Source organism: Dendronalium phyllosphericum CENA369, assembly GCF_016056275.1.
GTDB lineage: Bacteria > Cyanobacteriota > Cyanobacteriia > Cyanobacteriales > Nostocaceae > Dendronalium > Dendronalium phyllosphericum.
In genome coordinates, this window is the sequence record NZ_JAECZA010000007.1 from 52,346 (window position 1) to 70,796 (window position 18,451).

Annotated in this window: 10 protein-coding genes; 1 reads left to right on the forward strand and 9 read right to left on the reverse strand. The window is 44.7% G+C overall.

Going from position 1 to position 18,451, the window contains the following annotated elements:
• Positions 1 to 283: DUF3011 domain-containing protein (locus I8752_RS03345; RefSeq protein ID WP_214430912.1), on the reverse strand; the 283-nt coding region annotated here is incomplete at its 3' end.
• A gap of 642 nt (positions 284 to 925) precedes the next feature.
• Between I8752_RS03345 and I8752_RS37150 the strand changes: the two genes are divergently transcribed.
• The gene (locus I8752_RS37150) at positions 926 to 1,288 is read left to right on the forward strand and encodes a four-helix bundle copper-binding protein (RefSeq protein WP_225895417.1); all 363 of its coding nucleotides are present in this window, start codon (positions 926 to 928) and stop codon (positions 1,286 to 1,288) included.
• Between the two features lie 505 nt (positions 1,289 to 1,793).
• Here I8752_RS37150 and I8752_RS03355 read toward each other — a convergent pair.
• The 8 genes from I8752_RS03355 to I8752_RS03390 form a co-directional block, all read right to left on the reverse strand.
• Positions 1,794 to 4,010, reverse strand: coding sequence for a chemotaxis protein CheW (locus tag I8752_RS03355; RefSeq protein ID WP_214430914.1), 2,217 nt, complete (start codon positions 4,008 to 4,010; stop codon positions 1,794 to 1,796).
• A 244-nt stretch (positions 4,011 to 4,254) separates the two neighbouring features.
• Positions 4,255 to 5,487, reverse strand: a complete 1,233-nt coding sequence (locus tag I8752_RS03360) for a GAF domain-containing protein (protein ID WP_214430915.1) — start codon at positions 5,485 to 5,487, stop codon at positions 4,255 to 4,257.
• Positions 5,488 to 5,516: 29 nt separating this feature from the next.
• Positions 5,517 to 6,542: a chemotaxis protein CheW gene (locus I8752_RS03365; protein ID WP_214430916.1), complete on the reverse strand. Its 1,026-nt coding sequence runs from the start codon at positions 6,540 to 6,542 to the stop codon at positions 5,517 to 5,519.
• Between the two features lie 283 nt (positions 6,543 to 6,825).
• A complete protein-coding gene (locus tag I8752_RS03370) occupies positions 6,826 to 9,963 on the reverse strand; it encodes a hybrid sensor histidine kinase/response regulator (RefSeq protein ID WP_214430917.1) in 3,138 nt (1,045 codons plus the stop codon).
• Positions 9,964 to 10,126: 163 nt separating this feature from the next.
• Complete coding sequence (locus tag I8752_RS03375) at positions 10,127 to 15,364, reverse strand: GAF domain-containing protein (protein WP_214430918.1); 5,238 nt, start codon at positions 15,362 to 15,364, stop codon at positions 10,127 to 10,129.
• Positions 15,365 to 15,629: 265 nt separating this feature from the next.
• Entirely contained in the window at positions 15,630 to 16,163 is a 534-nt protein-coding gene (locus I8752_RS03380) for a chemotaxis protein CheW (RefSeq protein WP_214430919.1), read from the reverse strand.
• A 13-nt stretch (positions 16,164 to 16,176) separates the two neighbouring features.
• Positions 16,177 to 16,539, reverse strand: a complete 363-nt coding sequence (locus I8752_RS03385) for a response regulator transcription factor (protein WP_214430920.1) — start codon at positions 16,537 to 16,539, stop codon at positions 16,177 to 16,179.
• Positions 16,540 to 16,760: 221 nt separating this feature from the next.
• Positions 16,761 to 18,170 carry a response regulator gene (locus I8752_RS03390; protein ID WP_214430921.1) on the reverse strand — a complete coding sequence of 470 codons (1,410 nt, stop codon included), beginning with the start codon at positions 18,168 to 18,170 and terminating at the stop codon, positions 16,761 to 16,763.
• Positions 18,171 to 18,451 lie beyond the last annotated feature (281 nt).

The window sequence follows — 18,451 nt, forward strand, 5'->3', positions numbered from 1 at the left end:
CGTTTCTGCGATTGCCAACTGAGAACTCGGCTCGGCAACCATTTTTCACCCAGATACGATTTCTTCCATAGCCCCAATTTCCTCTACAACTGGCATCAGACAATTGCCTAACAAATCTCACTCTGCCTCTAGCAGGTATTGAACAAGTATTCCTTTGATTATCATGGCTTGAACAAGTTACGATCTCCTGAGCTGAAGCAGGAGTTGCAATGCCCAAAAGCGTACCTATACTTACACTGGTAGCCATGAAAGTAGCCGCAATTATGGGAAAACGCATAACCATAATTAAATATTAGACTTCTTCAAAAAGTCCAAACAAAAACTATATTAATTATAGCGAACTGTATTCAGAGCAAATTTTTAAATAAAATTAAATGCAAATATTCTTTGCATTCTGAATAGCATTAAGAGATTGTAATTTGCCATTTACTAAGACTGGTATTTTCCCATCTGGTTTTGGCGATCGCACCTTGCCTGCTCCTTCTCCACTACACTTACAGAACTGGGAACTTTAAAGTTCGCAAAAGCGATGGTGCAAACCTCTTAAACTATATCTATCTGCATCTAATTTAAAATTAAAATAACTTCATACAGGCTTTTAAAATGATATTTGCCAAAAAACTAACATCATTATTTAGCTAAGTATCAAGTTTTTATTTTGATATTCAATTTAGATATTTACTGAGTTACTAAATCTCCCACGAGCAACGCGAGATTGCAACCTTGACAGAGCAAGAACTATCAAAAAAACAACACTAACTTATGTGTAATTAAATTAAATTCCGGTAATTATATCGGAATTGTTGATTTATAAATTGTGTAATAAAAAACCCTATTGACTCTTTGAAAAGATAAGATTACTGTTATGAGTAGTCCTTCTAAGGGCACTTGCAATACATCAAAAAATCAAGAGGTATTTCCTATGATGATGATGATGATGACCGAATCCATAACTCCCGAAATGCAAACTTGCATAGACGCTTGTATGGACTGTCACAAAATGTGCATGGAAAGCATGGCTTACTGCATGAGCAAGGGTAGCAAGAACATGGATATGGGCATGATGGGCATGATGCGTGACTGCGCTGAAATGTGCATGATGTGTACGAATATGATGATGGGCGGTTCTGAATTTATGGGACGCACTTGTATGCTTTGTGCTGAAATGTGCGATCGCTGTGCCATGGCTTGCGAAAAAATGAGCGACGATAAAATGATGATGGATTGTGCTGCTGCTTGCCGTAAGTGTGCAGAATCCTGTAGATCGATGCACATGATGCCTGCTTAATTTTGCTACTAGCAGAAATTTATCTGCAACCTATTATTCAAGCGCTCAGGCTCTTTTAGTCTGGGCGCTTGAAGTTTTGTTATATTAAAGTGCTGAGGAGCCACTGCGTTGCGGTGAGCAGTCCGTTGGGCGGCTTCGCCGACTTGAAGGAACTGCGAACCCGTTCGACGAAGTCGTTCTCGAAGAGTAGGGGGGTTCCCCCCGTTGAAGCAAGTGGCGTTGCTGAGTAAAAACCCGGTTGCTTTAAAGCTTTTAGCAATCAACACAGTCCTAATACCAATTCACCAAAATCTTAATACACATGCAAGAACTTGTAGGGGCGCTGTTACGTTCGCCCTTACACCCGTATTTGCATCATTTATAAAGTGAAATGGTATAACCTATGTGGCTAGGGCTATATCTTTATCTTCCAAAACCTTCCAGAAAGTGACAAAACCCCAGTATAAATTACGAAAGCACTTGAAAACTGGTTAACCACAAGTGTTTTAGCTTTTCTTAGTGCTATTCAAGTTAAAGATTTTGTGAGAAGGCAACCATCCAAAACTAGGCTAAGTTGCCCATTGGCAAGAATGCTAGTTCCTTGAATGTAAGGAGCAACCGGGATTGCTTCCCCCAGAGGATGGATAACAGAGGATTGCTTGCCGATAATGCAATCTACTTCTACAGCACATCGTTTGTCTAAGTAACGGAATACTAATAACGGCTTATCCTGCTTGAAAGCATTTAGTGTATCTGTGCTTTCAGTGGTAACTGAGGTAGGAAGCTGGTTAGGAGAAATCAGCACATCAGTTAATAAGTAGATAGGGACGAGCATTTCTGTTGTTGGACGATCGCGATCGCCACGAAGCAAACCACCGGATCTGCCAGAAGACTGCAAAAATAACATACGTCCCGCTTGAGTTTGCAGAATTTGTTCGGACTGGGATAAGCAAATCTGCTCTACGGAATCGGCAACAAACGCATAGACTCTGGAGTTAGCTTGACAGACAATCAGTTGAGCAATTTTTTGCTCCAGGGGAATTTGCAGCGAGAAGGCAGTACCATATCCAGCTTGAGACTTCAATATTATTCTTCCTTGAATAGCTGTTAATTGCTTGCAAACCTCAGTGAATCCTGCTCCTAACTCTAAGGCAGCGCGATCGCATAAAACAGATGAAACCTCTGGTTCAAGTATTAGTTCAGTCGCTTGTAAGATATTCCCTGGTTTTGTCAGGGCGAGTCCTTGGGCTAAAGCTTGTTGAGAAATTTGAGATAAGTTAAGTCCTGCGCCATCATCACAGCCATCAATAATCAGTTGATTTCCCTGCTGATAAATTTGAATTTCAATAATACCGTTGCTATTTTTACCAAGGTGTTGGCGTGTTTGGGAAGACTCAATACTTTGCTCTAGTAAATAGCAACTTATATGTAACAGAAGGGCATGGAGGCGATCGCTAAACGCGCGATCGACTTGGATATTGCTAATTTGTAAATGTAGTGTAGCAGACTTATCTTGTAGAGCTTGTAACTGAGACCAAAGCCGATGTAATGGTTCTAAGGCTACTTTTAAAGGAATAGTTGTAACTTTTTTGACTAAATTAGCAGAACGATTAAGTAAATTTTCCTGCTGTATGAATTCTTGTTTGAGTTGGTGACGATCGTTATTTAGGGAATGAACAGTTGATGCTACCTGAGACGCTTCAGCCAAAACAGATTGCAGAGTATTGTACAATTGCTGAGAGCGAGAAGCAGCTAAAGGAGAAAGGGTATCTGAAATTGCTGCTAAACGTCCTGACCATTCCTGTAGATTATCCAGCAGGCGTTGTAATCGTTTAACTTGTCGAAGCAACTGCCCGATCGCATGTTGCTGTTGTTCTTCGCGACAAGCTTGCTGATTATAGTTAGTTAGTAATGTTGCAATCAGCGCATTTAGTTGTTCGAGATGTTGAATATTGATCGGTGTGGCGGCGGGAATACTGGTTGCAACAACGGTAGGAATGGATTCTTGTAAAGAGAGTGAATGGCGATCGCCAAAAGATTTAACTAGGGATGTTTCAGTAGGTGGGAAAAAATCCCCCAACCAAGCATGAAAATCTTCTTCCTCATACTCCTTGAGGTTTGCTAGTTCCCCTACCTTAGCGGGAAGCGGCTCTGCATCTACGTAATATAAGCTACTAAGCTTGGGGTTAGTTTCACTTATTATTTCCTTGTCTTTAGCCATAACTTGCTCTGGTAGAGCCGCAGAAGATTCTACCTCGGCTAAGAAATCGCCAAACTGAATAACTGATTGATGTTCCTGCGATCGCTCTACCGATGTTTCAAGGTTTGTTTCCTGGGAATCGCCAAACTCTGCTTGCAGACGAGCAACAATGGCAGACATCCGCTCTAGAATTTCTACTTCCTCAATTTTCGAGGCTGTTAAAAATGCCATCAGCAGCATTTGTAGGCAATCTAATCCTTCCGACAACAAAGAGGCGATTGGAGCGTCAACAGTTACCCGATAATGATACAGCAGTTGAAAAATCTCTTCTAGTGCAGCCGCAACTATGGCAATGGCATCTAGCTCGGCTGCTATAGCAATCGAATGCAGAGAACGAGCAGCTTCCATGAGAGCCAAAGCTGTACCGGGGTTACTGTCTTTTGTATAGTTAGGCAACTCCTGCTCCAAGAACAGTAACAGATCGATCGCTTCTTCTAGGAAGCGATCGTCGTTCTGCGGTTGGGGGACAAAATCGGTACTCATCGAAACTCCTGGTTTGTGACAATTCTATGGCTTCGACCAGCCCCTTCAGGGCAGGGTGTGGGGTGTGGGGTGTAGGGAAGAAAAAGCCCCGAAGTTTGGGTACAAGCCCCTACTTTTAAGTATGAAAAATAAAAAAGATATATTATGAGGCACGTAGTGCGAAAAATACAGCGTCCGGGAAGTGAAACCCCTGTTTTTAATTATGGGGTTCCCTACACCCCACACCCTACCCCCTACACCCCCTTCATATTGATTTGAGGGTACAAGCAGCGATATCGGCGATCGCTCTAAATTGCTCGTGGATTTGGGCGATTGACTCCAGCCCCGCACTGATTTGGCGATCGCACGGTTCGATAGCAGAAACAACGTCTGCTGCTGCCACCTGGAGTTCTTGAAAGCATTCCTCTATATTTACGGTGCTTTCGCGGGCTTGACGGGCAAGAATTTCCACCTGTTCGGCAGCAGCTAGCAAACCTTGTTCTTGCTCGCTAGCTTTTGTTGCTTCAATAGCTGTATTCAAAGACAAAACCTGAATTTTGGTACTCAAGCCTTCCACAAGGCGAACAAAACCAGAAGCTTGCTGGCAAAATTCACCAAGGTATTGCAGCTGTTTATTTGTAAAAGCAACAGTATCTTGAATAGACATTAAATACTCGCGCTCTTGCTCGGCGATTCTTACTCCTTCTTGTACGGCTTGGCTCACCTGCTGCAATGGCACTAATAATTGTGAGCGATCGCAGGATTCAGCCTTTTGGGGAGGCGGTGACAGATGTTGAACCGATGGAGCTACTATTTCAGCCGAGTACAAGTTAATTGTCAACATCATTCCTACTTGTTGCAGCAAACTGCGCTCTGCTTCCTGCCATTGTCGGGGTGCAAGGCAATGCTGAATCAGTAACAAACCCCAAGGCTGTTGTTTGACAATCAAGGGCAAGCACAGACTCGCTTGCACCTGAAAGCGTTGCCAAAATTGCTGTTGGCGCGGGGTTAGTTCTAATACTTCAGTTGGGTTACTAACATCGGGTTGAGTAACAAACAAATTTATCGGTAGGGATTGGTTGAGCAAAGATGTCCAACCCGGTTGTATAGCTTCAGCGATCGCCCGACTGCGATTATCTTCCTCAAAACGAAAAATCAGGACGCGATCGGCATTGAGAATATCTCGCAGGGCGGTGACTGTAGCTTCCAAAAGAGCCGTTTCACCTTTTGCCTGCTGCATTTGCCGAGCAATTGCCGCAAGTTGTTCTCGCTGGAGTTGAAAAGCTCCTCGCACATTATCATCATTATCACTGGGCGAATCCTTAGCCAAAGCTTGGATAAAAGCTTCGATTTGACTTACCTTCTGCTGCAATTGAGCGACCTTTGGCCCCTTAGCAGATTGAAAGACTGCTTTAAGTACAGCCACATTAGCCAAAATTTCTTCTATTTGGATTTGATTGTCAACAGGCTGGGTTTGGTCTAAGGTTGCGATCGTCACAGAAAACTCCTTGGCAGCATCAAGTTAAATCAGTGGGTTTGCCATTGCAATGTCTGGGCGATGGCTTTGGTGTCTAAAATCCAGCGATCGCCTGGCAGAATACCTCGAACAAAATTTAGCAGTTTGTTTGGCGAAAAGTCGGTTGGTGCTGATTGTGCTTGCTGTAAATTCTGCCACTCTACATCTAAGACACGAGCAACCAAAAACCCGATTACCTGATTTTGCAGTTCGAGAACCAGAACCATTGGCTTTTCTTGGTGTGACTGCCGCTTCAACAGCGGGGCATAACCAAGCAAATGTTCTAAGTCAACCAATCTCAGCATTTGTCCTTGCCAATTATAGAAACCTAAAATCCAACTTGGTAAGGCCGGGGCTGGGGAAATTTCTTGGCTAGCGACATGAATCATGTCTAGTACTGAGTCGAATGGTAGCAATCCACTGCCTCGATCGCCCAAGGAAAAACGCAGGAATCTTTGCCGTTGTTCGCCTGATGCCAGCCCAGGAGTTAAGGTTGGGGTTGTTCCAGACAAGCCCAACTTATCAGCCAATATCTGGCTCATACCTAGAAAAAGTACTTTCAGCGGTTCTGAGTTTGGTGCTAAAGACAAGACAGCCATGTGGCTAATAAAGTTTAACTCTGCTACTTGCCGATAAGACCACGGCACTGGACGTACTGCTGACAAAGGAATATCGATTAAGGCAGGAGGTTTGTCCGCAGGAATGCCACAAATTTCTCCAGTCCGCGTTTGCGTCAGAAGTAAGAAGCGCCCTAAAGTGTTAACCCCAGAGGGAACTTCGTGCGCCTGTTGGGCTGGTAATTGCGGAATGAACTTCTGGCGCAAGTCCACAATCGCGATCGTTTGCGTTCCCAAATCAACCATGCCAATACCACTTTCAACCGTACTGCTAATCGGGGGACAAGCAATTACTTTGAGAACTGCACCAACTGGCAGGGCAAATAAATAATCTGCGATCGCAAAAACAACGACTCGTAATGAGTCGCGATCGCTCACAGTGCCAGATAATCGCTTAAACGGAAAGGGAGTGTTGAGCATAAATACTAATTCGTAATTCGTAATTCGTAATTAATAAAGTTAGATATGGCATGGGTTTAGGGGTTTGAATATGTTGCCTTATTTTAGAGAATTGGGCTAAGGGGGAATGGCACTAAGAAAAGATGAAATTTCGCTTTTGGCAGGGTGTAGGGTGTAGTGTTTAAGAAAATTGAATTTGGATTGCGCCCAAGAATTCAACATCTTCTTAATTCCCTACACCCTACACCCCACACCCTCCAAGCCAACCATATCAAAGGTTTGCGCTTAACTTAGTGGCATTCGGCTAAGGGGTATTAACTAGTTCGGCGATTGTGGTTAGGAAGTTTTGTTCGGAATAGGGTTTGGTCAGGTAAGCTTTTGCACCTAGAGCTAAAGCTAATTGGCGATGCTTCTGGCCGCTACGGGTAGTCAGCATCACTACAGGAATCCCCGACAAACGCTCGTCTTGGCGATGGTGTTCTAAAAACTCAAATCCATTCATCTGCGGCATCTCAATGTCACAAATCACTAGATCGACATCACCGTGTTGCAGGATTTGCGCGATCGCTTCTCGACCATCGCCTGCTTGCAACACTTGATAGCTGGCTTTTTGGAGCGTCTGCACCAAACTCTGCCTTTGGACAACCGAATCTTCTACCACTAATACCGTCAATTGGCTGGGTTGAGCAACGGCTGTATTCACTTCCATTGGCTGTTGCTGCGGTTGCGTTATCGTTAGCTCGGATTGTTGCCCCTTGAGAGCCAGAACAGGCTCAGGCGCGGGTAATAGCGCCAGACTAGATGTCGGGGAAGTTGGCATTGTATCTGTATGCCAGGTTTGACGAACTAACTCCAACGGGTCAACGACCAAGGTGAGGCTACCATTTCCCAAGACACTGTAGCCTTGGATGTAACTAGGTAAAGTCAAGACACTGCCGAGGGATTTAATTACTAATTCCTGCTCGACTAAAATCTGCTCGACTCGCAAACACAAGTAGCGATCCTCTGCGTGCAACAACAGTAGAGGTTCGACGGCGTTCCGTTGTTTAACTGGAAAAGGACTTAGGGTTAAATTGTGGTCTTGGGTGAATAAAGGATATTTGTAATCCACCAAATTGGCCAGCGGGCGGATGGGAACTAGTTGCTGACTTTCCCCTTGTTCCCACTGCCAGAATTCTTGGATGCCTTGCCCGTGTAAAGATTGCTGGGCTTGAATCTGCTCTGGCTGCGGTAATAAAACTTGGCTAATTCCTTCAGACAGCAAAGCATAAGTAATACCTTGAGATTGGCAAACGAGCAAGCGTGCTGTTGTCAAGCTCAGGGGCAATTGCAGGATGAAAGTGGTTCCCTGGCCTGAAAGCGATCGCACTACAATCGAACCTTGTAAAGCTTGCAATTGCGTACGAACGACATCTAAGCCGATACCGCGGCCAGATAACTCACCAATTTTGTTGGCGGTAGAAAAGCCTGGTTCAAATAATAACTCTGCCAGTTGGTCTTCGGAGGCGTAGGCGGCTTGTTCCGCAGTCAGCAGGTGTTTTTCCACACCTCGCTGACGAATGGATTCCCAGTTCAAGCCTCGACCATCATCGCGTACCTCAATAGTAGTGCGGTTGCCTTGATGATAAGCTTGAATTGTAATTGTTCCGGTTTCTGGTTTACCCTGTTGTCTACGGGTTTCTACTGATTCAATACCGTGGTCGAAGGCATTGCGAATCATGTGCAGCAAGGGATCGTACAACTGCTCAGAAATGGCTTTATCTACCAGCACCTTCGTACCATCAAGCTTGAGTTCAACAGGCTTATGATAAGTTGCTACCATTTGTTGCAGCAGACGGGGAAAGCGATTTAACACTGTTCCCAGTGGAACCATTCTGGCTTGCAGCAAATCTGACTGCGCTCCTGAGAGCAATTGCTTGCGCTTGCCGAGACTGAAGCGAGATTGCTGAACTAAAGCATTAAAACCCTCAATCCGTTCTCCTAATTGCACCATGTCTTCTGTAAGATTTTGCAGGAGAATGTGCAACTCGCTATAGGTATCCATTTCTAAGGCATCAAAATTAGATTGTGCCTCGGCAGAAGTAGGGACACCTGAGCGTGGGTGTCGCGGCTTTGCGCGTTCGGGAAGCAGCAATTGTCGATCCGACCAAGTAGAAACTTTACTAAGTTGTTGTTGACAGTACAAAAACTGTAGTAGAGTGTCTTGCGCTGCTTTGTGGATGTGGTTAGATTGCAGGTTTTGTTGGTTTTCGTTGATTAGCAATTCCCCAATTGTATGGCTGAGGCGATCGAGCTGTTCGATCGCGACTCGGATACTGGGAAGTGATGGCGATGACTGAGCTTGGAGGCTTGGCGCTGGTGGTGGAGACGCTGGCCGTTCTGAGTTTGAGTAGCGGCAGGATGTCTGTGGATCTCCGATCCAAATTGACTGTAAAATCCGATCTATGGCAGAGGGGGCTATTACGGAATTCTGAGAAATTGGTTCCAGTACCTCTGGTGCTTTCACGGAGTTATCAGTTCGCTTCGGGAAAAACGACCAAATTGATTCTGATTCGATCGCACTAGGCACAGGGGGTTCCACTTTCTCAGTTGTAGCCGTTTCTGGAGGTTGGATAGCAATTAAAACTGGCTGTTCTTGTACCCGTGGGACAGAAGTATTTATTCCTGCCCATTCTCGCAATTGTAGAGATACCTCTCCCCCTTGAGTGCGATCGCCTGCGAGTACTGCTGCTTGAGCCGCTTGGAAATTTTCTAAAGCCTCCTGAGCGATTTGCAGTACTTTGTCTGGATGCGCTTTGAGAGCGTTTAGGGTCGCTTGGGCAATTTCTCCCAATCCCGATAAGCCATAAGATGCTGCTAGTTCGGCAAAAAATTCTGCTTGGGAGTTGAGTGTTGTTTGAATTTGTTGCGGATTTTGGCTTTGGATGTCAGCTGAGAGCTGTTGCAAATCCTGGAGTACGCTCCCGGAAAAGATTGACTCTACCACATCAAAGCCAAGTTCTTCCGAACTGGGAAGCAAAGCCTCACGACCAAAAAAGTCGCCTAGTTTATTTTGGAGTTGGGCGAAGATTGAGGCAGTTTTATCGAGTATTTCTGCCTCATTGCAGGATAATCCCATCAAGGTTGCACTCAATGGAGTTCGCAGGCACTCATAAGCATCTAGAAGCAAAGCACCCAATTGGGGATCGATTTCCAATTCTGGAGCATATAACGCCTGGAAGACATCTTCCAAATGATGGGCAATTGTCTTAATCGTTTCCTGCCCAACACTAGCTGCACTCCCTTTGAGAGTATGGGCGCTTCGCATCAAGGCATGAACTTTTTCTATTGTTTTTTCATCAAGTAGACCGATAAGATTCTGCTCAATGGTTTGCAACAAATCTGCTGCTTCAGCCAGAAAAGCCTGCTCTAGCTGCTCTTGATTACTGCGATCGGGGTTCATAATACGCTTGGTGTCAAGGAGATTTATCTGTTAGGGCAGGGAGCAGGGGATGAGGGGGATGAGGGAGACAAGGAAGATAAGTCTTCACTTGTGCTCTCTGCCTCCTGCCTTCTGCCTTCTGCCTCCTGCCTTATCCTGAGAATAAGTATTCACCACGCCCTACTTAGTCAACTTTGAACTGGCTAACGCTGGTTTCCAGTTGTTGTGAAGTCGTCAGTAGTTCCTCAAAAGACTCGGAAATGTTCATGGCACTTTGCGAAGTCTTGCGGGCGATCGCCGAAACATCCATCATCGCTTCTGTCAACATCTGAGATTGCTGACTTTGAGTGGAAACTGCTTGAGTAATTCCTTGCACCAGTCCACCAATTTCGTTGGTAGCTGCCACGATCGCACTCAGGGAATGACGAGTCTCATCGATCAAGTTCGAGCCTTGGACAACTTGGGTAATCCCGACTTCCATTGCTTCGGTAACTTCGTTGGTTCCACTTTGAATTTCTTGCACGAGTCGCTCAATTTCTGTGGTGGCACTCGCTGACTGATAAGCCAGGGAACGAACTTCATCTGCAACCACCGCAAAGCCTTTACCGTACTCTCCGGCACGGGTAGCCTCAATCGCCGCATTGAGCGCCAGCAAATTAGTTTGAGTGGCAAAGTTTTCAATCAAACTCACTACTTTCGAGATTTTCTGAGAAGCTTCACCGAGGCGCTTAATTTTCTTCGCTGTTTCGGAGACGGTTTCGCGAATCTCCAAAATGCCATCTACGGTTCTTTCCATCAGCGAATCGCCAGCTTGGACGGTTTTATTAGCTTGTTGAACCGCCTGTCCTACTCTTTGGGCATCAACAGCAACTACCTGGGTGGAAGTTACCATCATTTGTAATTGTTCCAAAGCGCGTTCGAGCCGTTCTGCTTGCTGTTGAGCTTGGTTAGATAGTTGTACTACTGAGGTAGTGTTATTGCTGGAATTTTCACTCACCTTGCTGGCAGCAATCTGCACTTGTCGCACTAAATCTCGCAAACTTTGGATCGTAGTGTTGTAACCATCAGCGATCGTCCCAATTTCATCTTCAGATAGGGGAGCGCGAACGGTAAGATCGCCTCTGAACGATGGTTCCAAAGCCATGAGAACCCTTATTGCTCCTTGTTGAAGTTTTTCGCGAGCGGTGCGTTCGCGCTCTGCTGCTTCTGCTAGTTGCTGCTCTTGGGTACGCACCTGTGTTAGGTAATCTGCAAGATTGAGGGCAAGACCAATCTGGACGCTGGCTTGGTTGAGAACATCCTCCTCGGATTGCTCCCACTGGCGCGGTGCGCTATTTTGATAAACTCCCATCAACCCCCAGAGCCGATTTTCTTGAAAAATCGGAGAAATCATGTAGGCTTTAGTTCCCCACATCTCTAACAATTGGATGTGACATTCGTCATGACCAACACTATATATATTGTCAACCCGCAAACTTTCTTTGCGGACATAACGCCCGCCTTGGTTGTACTGGAGATAGGTATCTCTAACTCTGGCAAGGCTAGTCCCCACCAGTTTAGGCCAATCCCCACTGACAGACTCAACTACAAATTCTCCAGACCAATCAGGCTCAAAACGGTAAACTCCAACTCGATCTACTTTCAGCAGTTGACGAAGTTCGTGGGTGGCAAACTGGACAAATTCCAAAACATTACTATGACTTTGGGCCATCTCTGTTAACCGACTTGGCAGGCGATAAGAAAATCGGGCGTTTGCGACTTCCCGTTCTGCTAGTTTGATTAATTCCTCATTCTTGGTTAAGGTTTGTTGTAAGTATTGCGATTGCTGGACGGCAACCCCAAACTGCGTACCGATTTTCGTTACCAAGTTGACTTCATTATCTTGCCATTGCCGCGGCCCGCTATTCTGATATGCTCCTAACAAACCCCAGAGCTTGTTTCCGGCAATAATCGGGGTGATAATATAAGCTCTCATCTGGAATTGCTCGAGAATTTTTATGTGGCATTGGGCATGACCAGAAGTGTAAATGTCATTGATGACAAACGTCTCGTTGTTGCGATAGCGTCCACCTTGGGTTTGTTGTAGGTGTTCGTCTTCCCATACAGTCCTGATATCGGGGCCAACCAAAGCCACCCATTCACGACTTACAGATTCGGCAATAAACTCCCCACCCCAATCTGGATTGAAGCGATACACCGCTAGCCGATCGCATTCCAAGTGCGATCGCAATTCTGGTAAGGCATTGCGGAAAATCGTATCTAGCTCTTGAACTTGGCGGATTTTTTCTGAGAGCCGTGTTAAGGCTCGTTGCCCTTCTGCGGCTCTGGCTAACTCTGCATTCTTCTTCTTGAGCTGTTCTATATACTGAACCTGTTGCAAGCCTATACCCATTTGCACTGCTACTTTTCGCAACAGTTGCACATCCTTGGATTTCCACTCGCGAGGGCCAATATTTTGATATGCTCCTATAAAGCCCCAGAGTTTGTTTCCAATAAAGATCGGAGCGATCGTGTAAGCCTTAGCCTGGATTTTTTCTAATATCTCTAGGTAACACTGAACGTGACCGACAGTGTAGATATCATTGACAACAAAGGTTTCATGATTGCGATAGCGTCCGCCCTGAGTTTCTTGTAAGTGTTCGTCCATCCAAATCGTTTTGATGTCGGAACCGCCTAAAGACAGCCATTGATCTTTTACGGATTCGGCAACAAACTCCACACTCCAGTCGGGATGAAAGCGAAATACTGCTAGGCGATCGCACTGTAGTTGTTTGCGTAAACTTGGCAGTACATTCAGGAAAATTGTATCTGCCTCTTGAGCTTGGCGAATTTTTTCCACCATCCCTGTTAGCACCTGTTCTTCTTCTGCTGCTTGCGCCAACTCTGTATTTTTCGTTTTCAATTCTTCAATGTACTCGGCTTGCTGCACGCTTAAACCCAACTGAATGCCCAATTTGGTCAGCAATCGCACCTCCTCGGAATTCCACTGGCGCGGGCCGCTATTTTGGTAAGCTCCTAGCAAACCCCAAAGTTTGTTGCCAGCAAAAATAGGGGCGATGGTGTAGGCTTTAGCCTGGAACTGCTCTAACAAGTCGATGTGGCACTGGGCATGACCAACAGTATAGATATCATTGACGACAAAAGTTTCATTGTTGCGATAGCGTCCGCCTTGGGTTTGCTGTAGGTGTTCGTCTTCCCATACGGTCTTGATATCGGGACCAACCAGAGGTACCCAGTCAGTTCCTACAGATTCAGCCATAAATTTACCACTCCAGTCAGAGTTGAAGCGATATATTGCTAGGCGATCGCATTTGAACAACTGCCGCAATTCTGCCAAGGTAGTGCGGTAAATTGTTTCTAGGTGTTGGGAATGAAGCATTCTATCCGTCATTCGGGCGATGGCGTTTTCTACTTCAGCTACTTGGGTCATTTCGATATTTTTTAACCGTAGCTGTTCGATATATTCAGCTTGCTGGAGAGCAATGCTCAACGATTCGCCAATTTGCAACAAAGCACCAGTCTCTTCATCAGTCCATTTGCGGACATCAGAATTTTGATAGGCTGCTAATAAACCCCAAAGACTACCAGCGCGGAAAATGGGAACAATGATGTACGCTTTGGCTTGGAACTTCTCTAATGCTTCTAAATAGCAAGGTGAAAAACCAGCAGCATAAATATCGTTGACTTTGCGGAAGCGCTTTTCTTTGGCGTACATTCCACCCTGCGTTTCCTTCAGATAGGTATCGCCATCAGGTTTAATCGGGGAGCCATAATCCTTAACATGGCAACGCTCTGAAGATACCATGCCTGTTTTTAAAATGTTTTCTTGTTCCTGAATATCCAACAGGGACGACCAACCCGCAGCCACAGATTCAGCAATAACTTCTCCACTCCAATCTGGATAAAATTGATAAACCACTGCGCGATCGCATTTTAAAAATCGCCGCAATTCTTGGGTTGTAGTGCGGAAAAGGGTGCGAAGATCCATTGCTTGCCCAATCTTTTCAATGATGCCGAAAACAGTACGTTCTCGTTCAACAAGTTTGGCTGACTCCTCAGAGCGTTGATAAAGTTGTTGCTGATATTGCAACTGTTGAATAGCAATACTAGACAGGGATGCCACCTGCACCATTAGTCGAACTTCACTATCTTTCCACTGACGAGGCTGAGAATTTTGATAGGCAGCCAGCAAGCCCCACAACTTTTCTCCTTGGAAGATGGCAACAATAATGTATGCTTTGGCTTGATAGGTTTCTAAAACTTTGATATAGCAGTCAGAAAAACCACCACTGTAGATATCATTAGTGACTCGATAAATCTGTCCGCGATGGAAATTTTTGCCTTGGGTATGCTGAATGTAGCTATCTGCACTATGCGATCGCCCTGTTGTCCCAACTAATCCCCCTTCTTCTGCAAAGTTCCTCACACTGCAATAGTTAACGTTCTTGACAATTGCTGGATTATTTCGCTGTTCTTCTAACAGAGAAACCCACTCAGATCCAGCAGATTCAGCTACAAATTCCCCACTCCAATCTGGCTGGAAACGATAAATTGCCACGCGATCGCATTTTAGTGACTGTCGTACTTCTTGGGTGGCAACGCGAAAGATGGTATCCACATCTTTGGACTGGAGAATTTTACTCGCTACACCAGTCAGGATTTGGTCTTTTTCCACTTCTTGTTGCAACGTAGCCTGAATCACGGCAACTTGCAGTTGCGCTTCTAATTCCTGCGCGAGCAATTTTAGCGACCGAATTTCCGCATTCTGCCACTGGCGAGGAGCAGTGCATTGCTGCACTACCAACAAACCCCAAACCCCATCTTTTGTTAAGATTGGCAAGCTCAAACTAGCTCTGACCTGAAACCGCTCCATAAGCTGCTTTTGATAAGGAGACAAGCTTGCAGTATGAGTATCCGCGATCGCTGCTAATTTTTCTTGTTGATAAAGCTTGGCAGAACCTAACCCAAAGGTGACGGCGGGTAGTTTTTCCTTCAGCATTGGGGTAAAGCCATCCCTCATCGCCTCCGCAGCCACTATCCCCAGCGTCGGATTCGTAAATTCATACACCACCACGCGATCGGCTTGCAGGGCGTTTTGTACCTCCATGACAGCAGTAGCAAGCAAAGTATCTAGATCGGAAAATTGGCGGATTTTGCTGGCGATCGCCTGTACTTGCTCTACCTCGAATCCATCTCCTCCGTCTTGATATGGCAACACACTTACCAATTCTTTTAATTTGCGGATTCTGTCTCGCAATGGCCCTGTTTCCGCCCAATCAGCTTGATCCAGTTCAGTTCGCAATTCTTCTAAAGTGGAGATGATTTGCTGTTTTGCTGGTACATTAACGGTATGCCCGTTATCAGTGTCCTTATAACCGTTGCTGGAATTTGAGTGTGGTTGGCTGGGTGTATGCATTACCATAATCTTTCTTGCTATGAAGGTTGTCAAAGTAAGTTAAGGAGGCAGAGGGCAGAGGGCAGAAGGTAATTTACATAAATGAATTTAGAGGATTTGATAAGGACAAGTTTTTTCTTGCACTTGCGCGTCTCTTAACCGTAAGGCTTCTGGAAGAGTAAAAAATCTTTTTACTTTTTTCGTAAATTTTGGCAGAGGGCAAAACTGTATTATCTGCCTTCTGCCTTCTGCCTTCTGCCTTCTGCCTTTCTTCGGTAGGAAGCTCTGAACTTTAAAGAGGCCGAAGGGCTTGAATCACAACATGGGTGTCAAGTAACATCAAAGGGCTACCTTGAGAATCCACAAAATAACCCTGTAAGAACGAGCCTAGTCGGGCGGGTAACATCGATGCCGAAATCGCTAACCGCTCTTGGGGATCGTAAACTTCAATAGTATTGACTTGCTCTACCAATAGCCCGACAGTTTGATTCTGGACTTGAACAAGCATCGCCATGCCAGAGTTGCGTACATTTTCTCGCCGACACCAGTGTGTTGCTCCCAGTAAACCTGCTAAATCAAGAATCCAGATAGCTTCTCCTCGCCAATTCATTATGCCTAACAAGAATTCTGCTACCTGCGGTACTGGTAAAATCTCGGTGAGTGCAACCTGAATTACTCCCCGCAAATCAGCTAATGGGAGTAACCCATGTACCTTTGCATTCAAAGGAAATCTTAAAAATCTGTGTTTGTTTCCTTGGGGAGAGTTTTCAAGTCGAAATTGGTTATTAATGGGTAGGGAAGAAAAGCCATCATTGACCTGTACCATTGCCCCTGTTTCCTTAGCGAATAAATTTACTAACAGTCTGGAGCAAGGTATTTTCATTTACAGGTTTGATTAAATAGGCATCAGCACCACTCATAGTGCCCCAAGTTTTATCAACATCTGTGTTTTTAGTTGAGCAAATCACTACCGGGATTGCTTTTGTTGTCGGATCGGCTTTCAACTTGCGGCAGAACTCAAATCCACTTTGGCCTGGCAAAATCAAATCCAGTAGGATCAAGTCAGGTTTTTGTTGTTTCAACCTCAGTTGCGCCTCTTCACCACTACGAACTTCATAAACTGAGTATCCTCCTTGCTCCAGATAACGTGTCATCTTTTCGGATTCTGTGAGGCTATCTTCAACTAAAAGAACTTTTTTCATTTTTTCCTAACTATTTATAGCTGGGGACTGGGGACTGGGTGAAAAGTCTTTTTGTGTCTAGGTTCAATCGTTTGTTGATGTCCTAACACTACTGGCGACGGCTATAATTCAGAATTTGAAAAATGAATTAACACTAAGCCAGATTTAAAAAGCAATTTTCCATCCAAAATTTGTTTTGAATAAGGATGTAGGGGAGCCACTGGTATGACTATCGCTTCAACCTAAACGCTTAAATACTTGTGCAGCATATTGAGTACTTTTTCTGCCTCTACGGGTTTACCCATAAAGTCAGTTGCCCCGACTAATTTTGCTCGCATCCGATCTACTATTCCATCTTTCCCCGTTAAGATGACAACCGGTACATCTTTGAGACTTGGAGTTTTACGGATTTGAGAACAAATTTCATAGCCATTCACTTTTGGCATCAATAGATCCAAAAAAATAAAGTCTGGCTTGCTTTTAATTAGCTTTAAAACTGCCGTCAAGGAGTCTTGAATGCCAACAAAGCGGTAACCTTGATGGGTCATAATTTCTTCCAAACTACGACAGATCGTCGGACTATCATCCACACAGGCTACTAAAGGTTTGGAGGCATCTATAATTGCTTTGCTAGCTGCTGGGGGTGCAACTTGTAAAACAGTGTTCTCTTCTGTTTTCAGTGAATAATTGGAATTATTAACTGCACTGGACGGACTGACAATTTGTTTGTTAGTCCCTGGGGGTGCAACTTGTATAACAGTGTTCTCTTCTGTCTTCAGTGAAGATTTGGGATGATTAACTGCACTGGACGGACTGACAATTTGTTTGCTAGCCGCTGGGGGTGCAACTTGTATAACAGTGTTCTCTTCTGTCTTCAGTGAAGAATTGAGATTATTAACTGTACTTGACGGGTTGCTATTTTCTTGACTAATCCCAACCTTTCTGAGGCTTGGAGTGGGTGAAAAAGCGATCGCCCCTGCTTTTACGAATGGCATCAAGAACCGAGTCAAAGCTAAGACATCTCGACCAATTTTTTGCCCTAGACCTCGTAAAGTTTTTGTTCCATCAACTAGAGAAATAATCTGTTTAGAAGATACTTGTCCTTGGAGTAGCTCAATTTGTTGAATGACAGGAAATAAATTTGGCGAGTAATTTGCCAGTCCTGCATCTCGCCATTCTTGCCAAGCTTGTGTAGCCTGTTTCAAGACTTCCTCAGTTGAGATTACAGCTAAGAGAAACCCAGGAACTTCACCTACAACGATATTATGTGACAAATGCCCTGCTGAATTATTGTTATTTCCTTTGGTTTCAATGTACTGCGTTATATCAAACAGGACTTCAGCTATTAAGCTTGTAATCAGGTTAACAAGTTGTTGTTGTTCGATTAATTTTTGTTCTCGCAACTTAGCAAGAATGCAATACTCGCGATAATTTTCCTGGGGAGAGACAAGCCACTCCAACTGTGTCACATCCAAATTAGAACAGTACTGCGACAAGTGTCGTCGCCATCGCTCATCGGTATTAGAACCGCCAGCCTGCCAAATTAATCGTCCTAAACGAAAATATAGCGTCCAAGTCGGCCCATCCCTGGCTTCAAGATTTAGCCTGCCTGTGAATAATTTAGTTTGAAGTTGGTAGATCAATTGATTCACAACGGATCGCACCTCTTTATATATCTTGAGTTTTTCATTTACATTGAAATTCCTCAAACAATCCTGCTTGCTAACCTCATCGTGCGATCGCCAATAGCACAGTTCAAAACCTCGATCTATCTACCCCAGCTTGTTATATCCCTTTCCAATCCAGACATTTTTCAAGTTCAAAGCCGTCAGCCAGAACAAAAATTAAGCTCTTTTTTTAATTAGAAATAAGTTATCTATATTACTTTTGCAACGTTACATATACTGGGACGATTGCTTGTCAATACAGACCT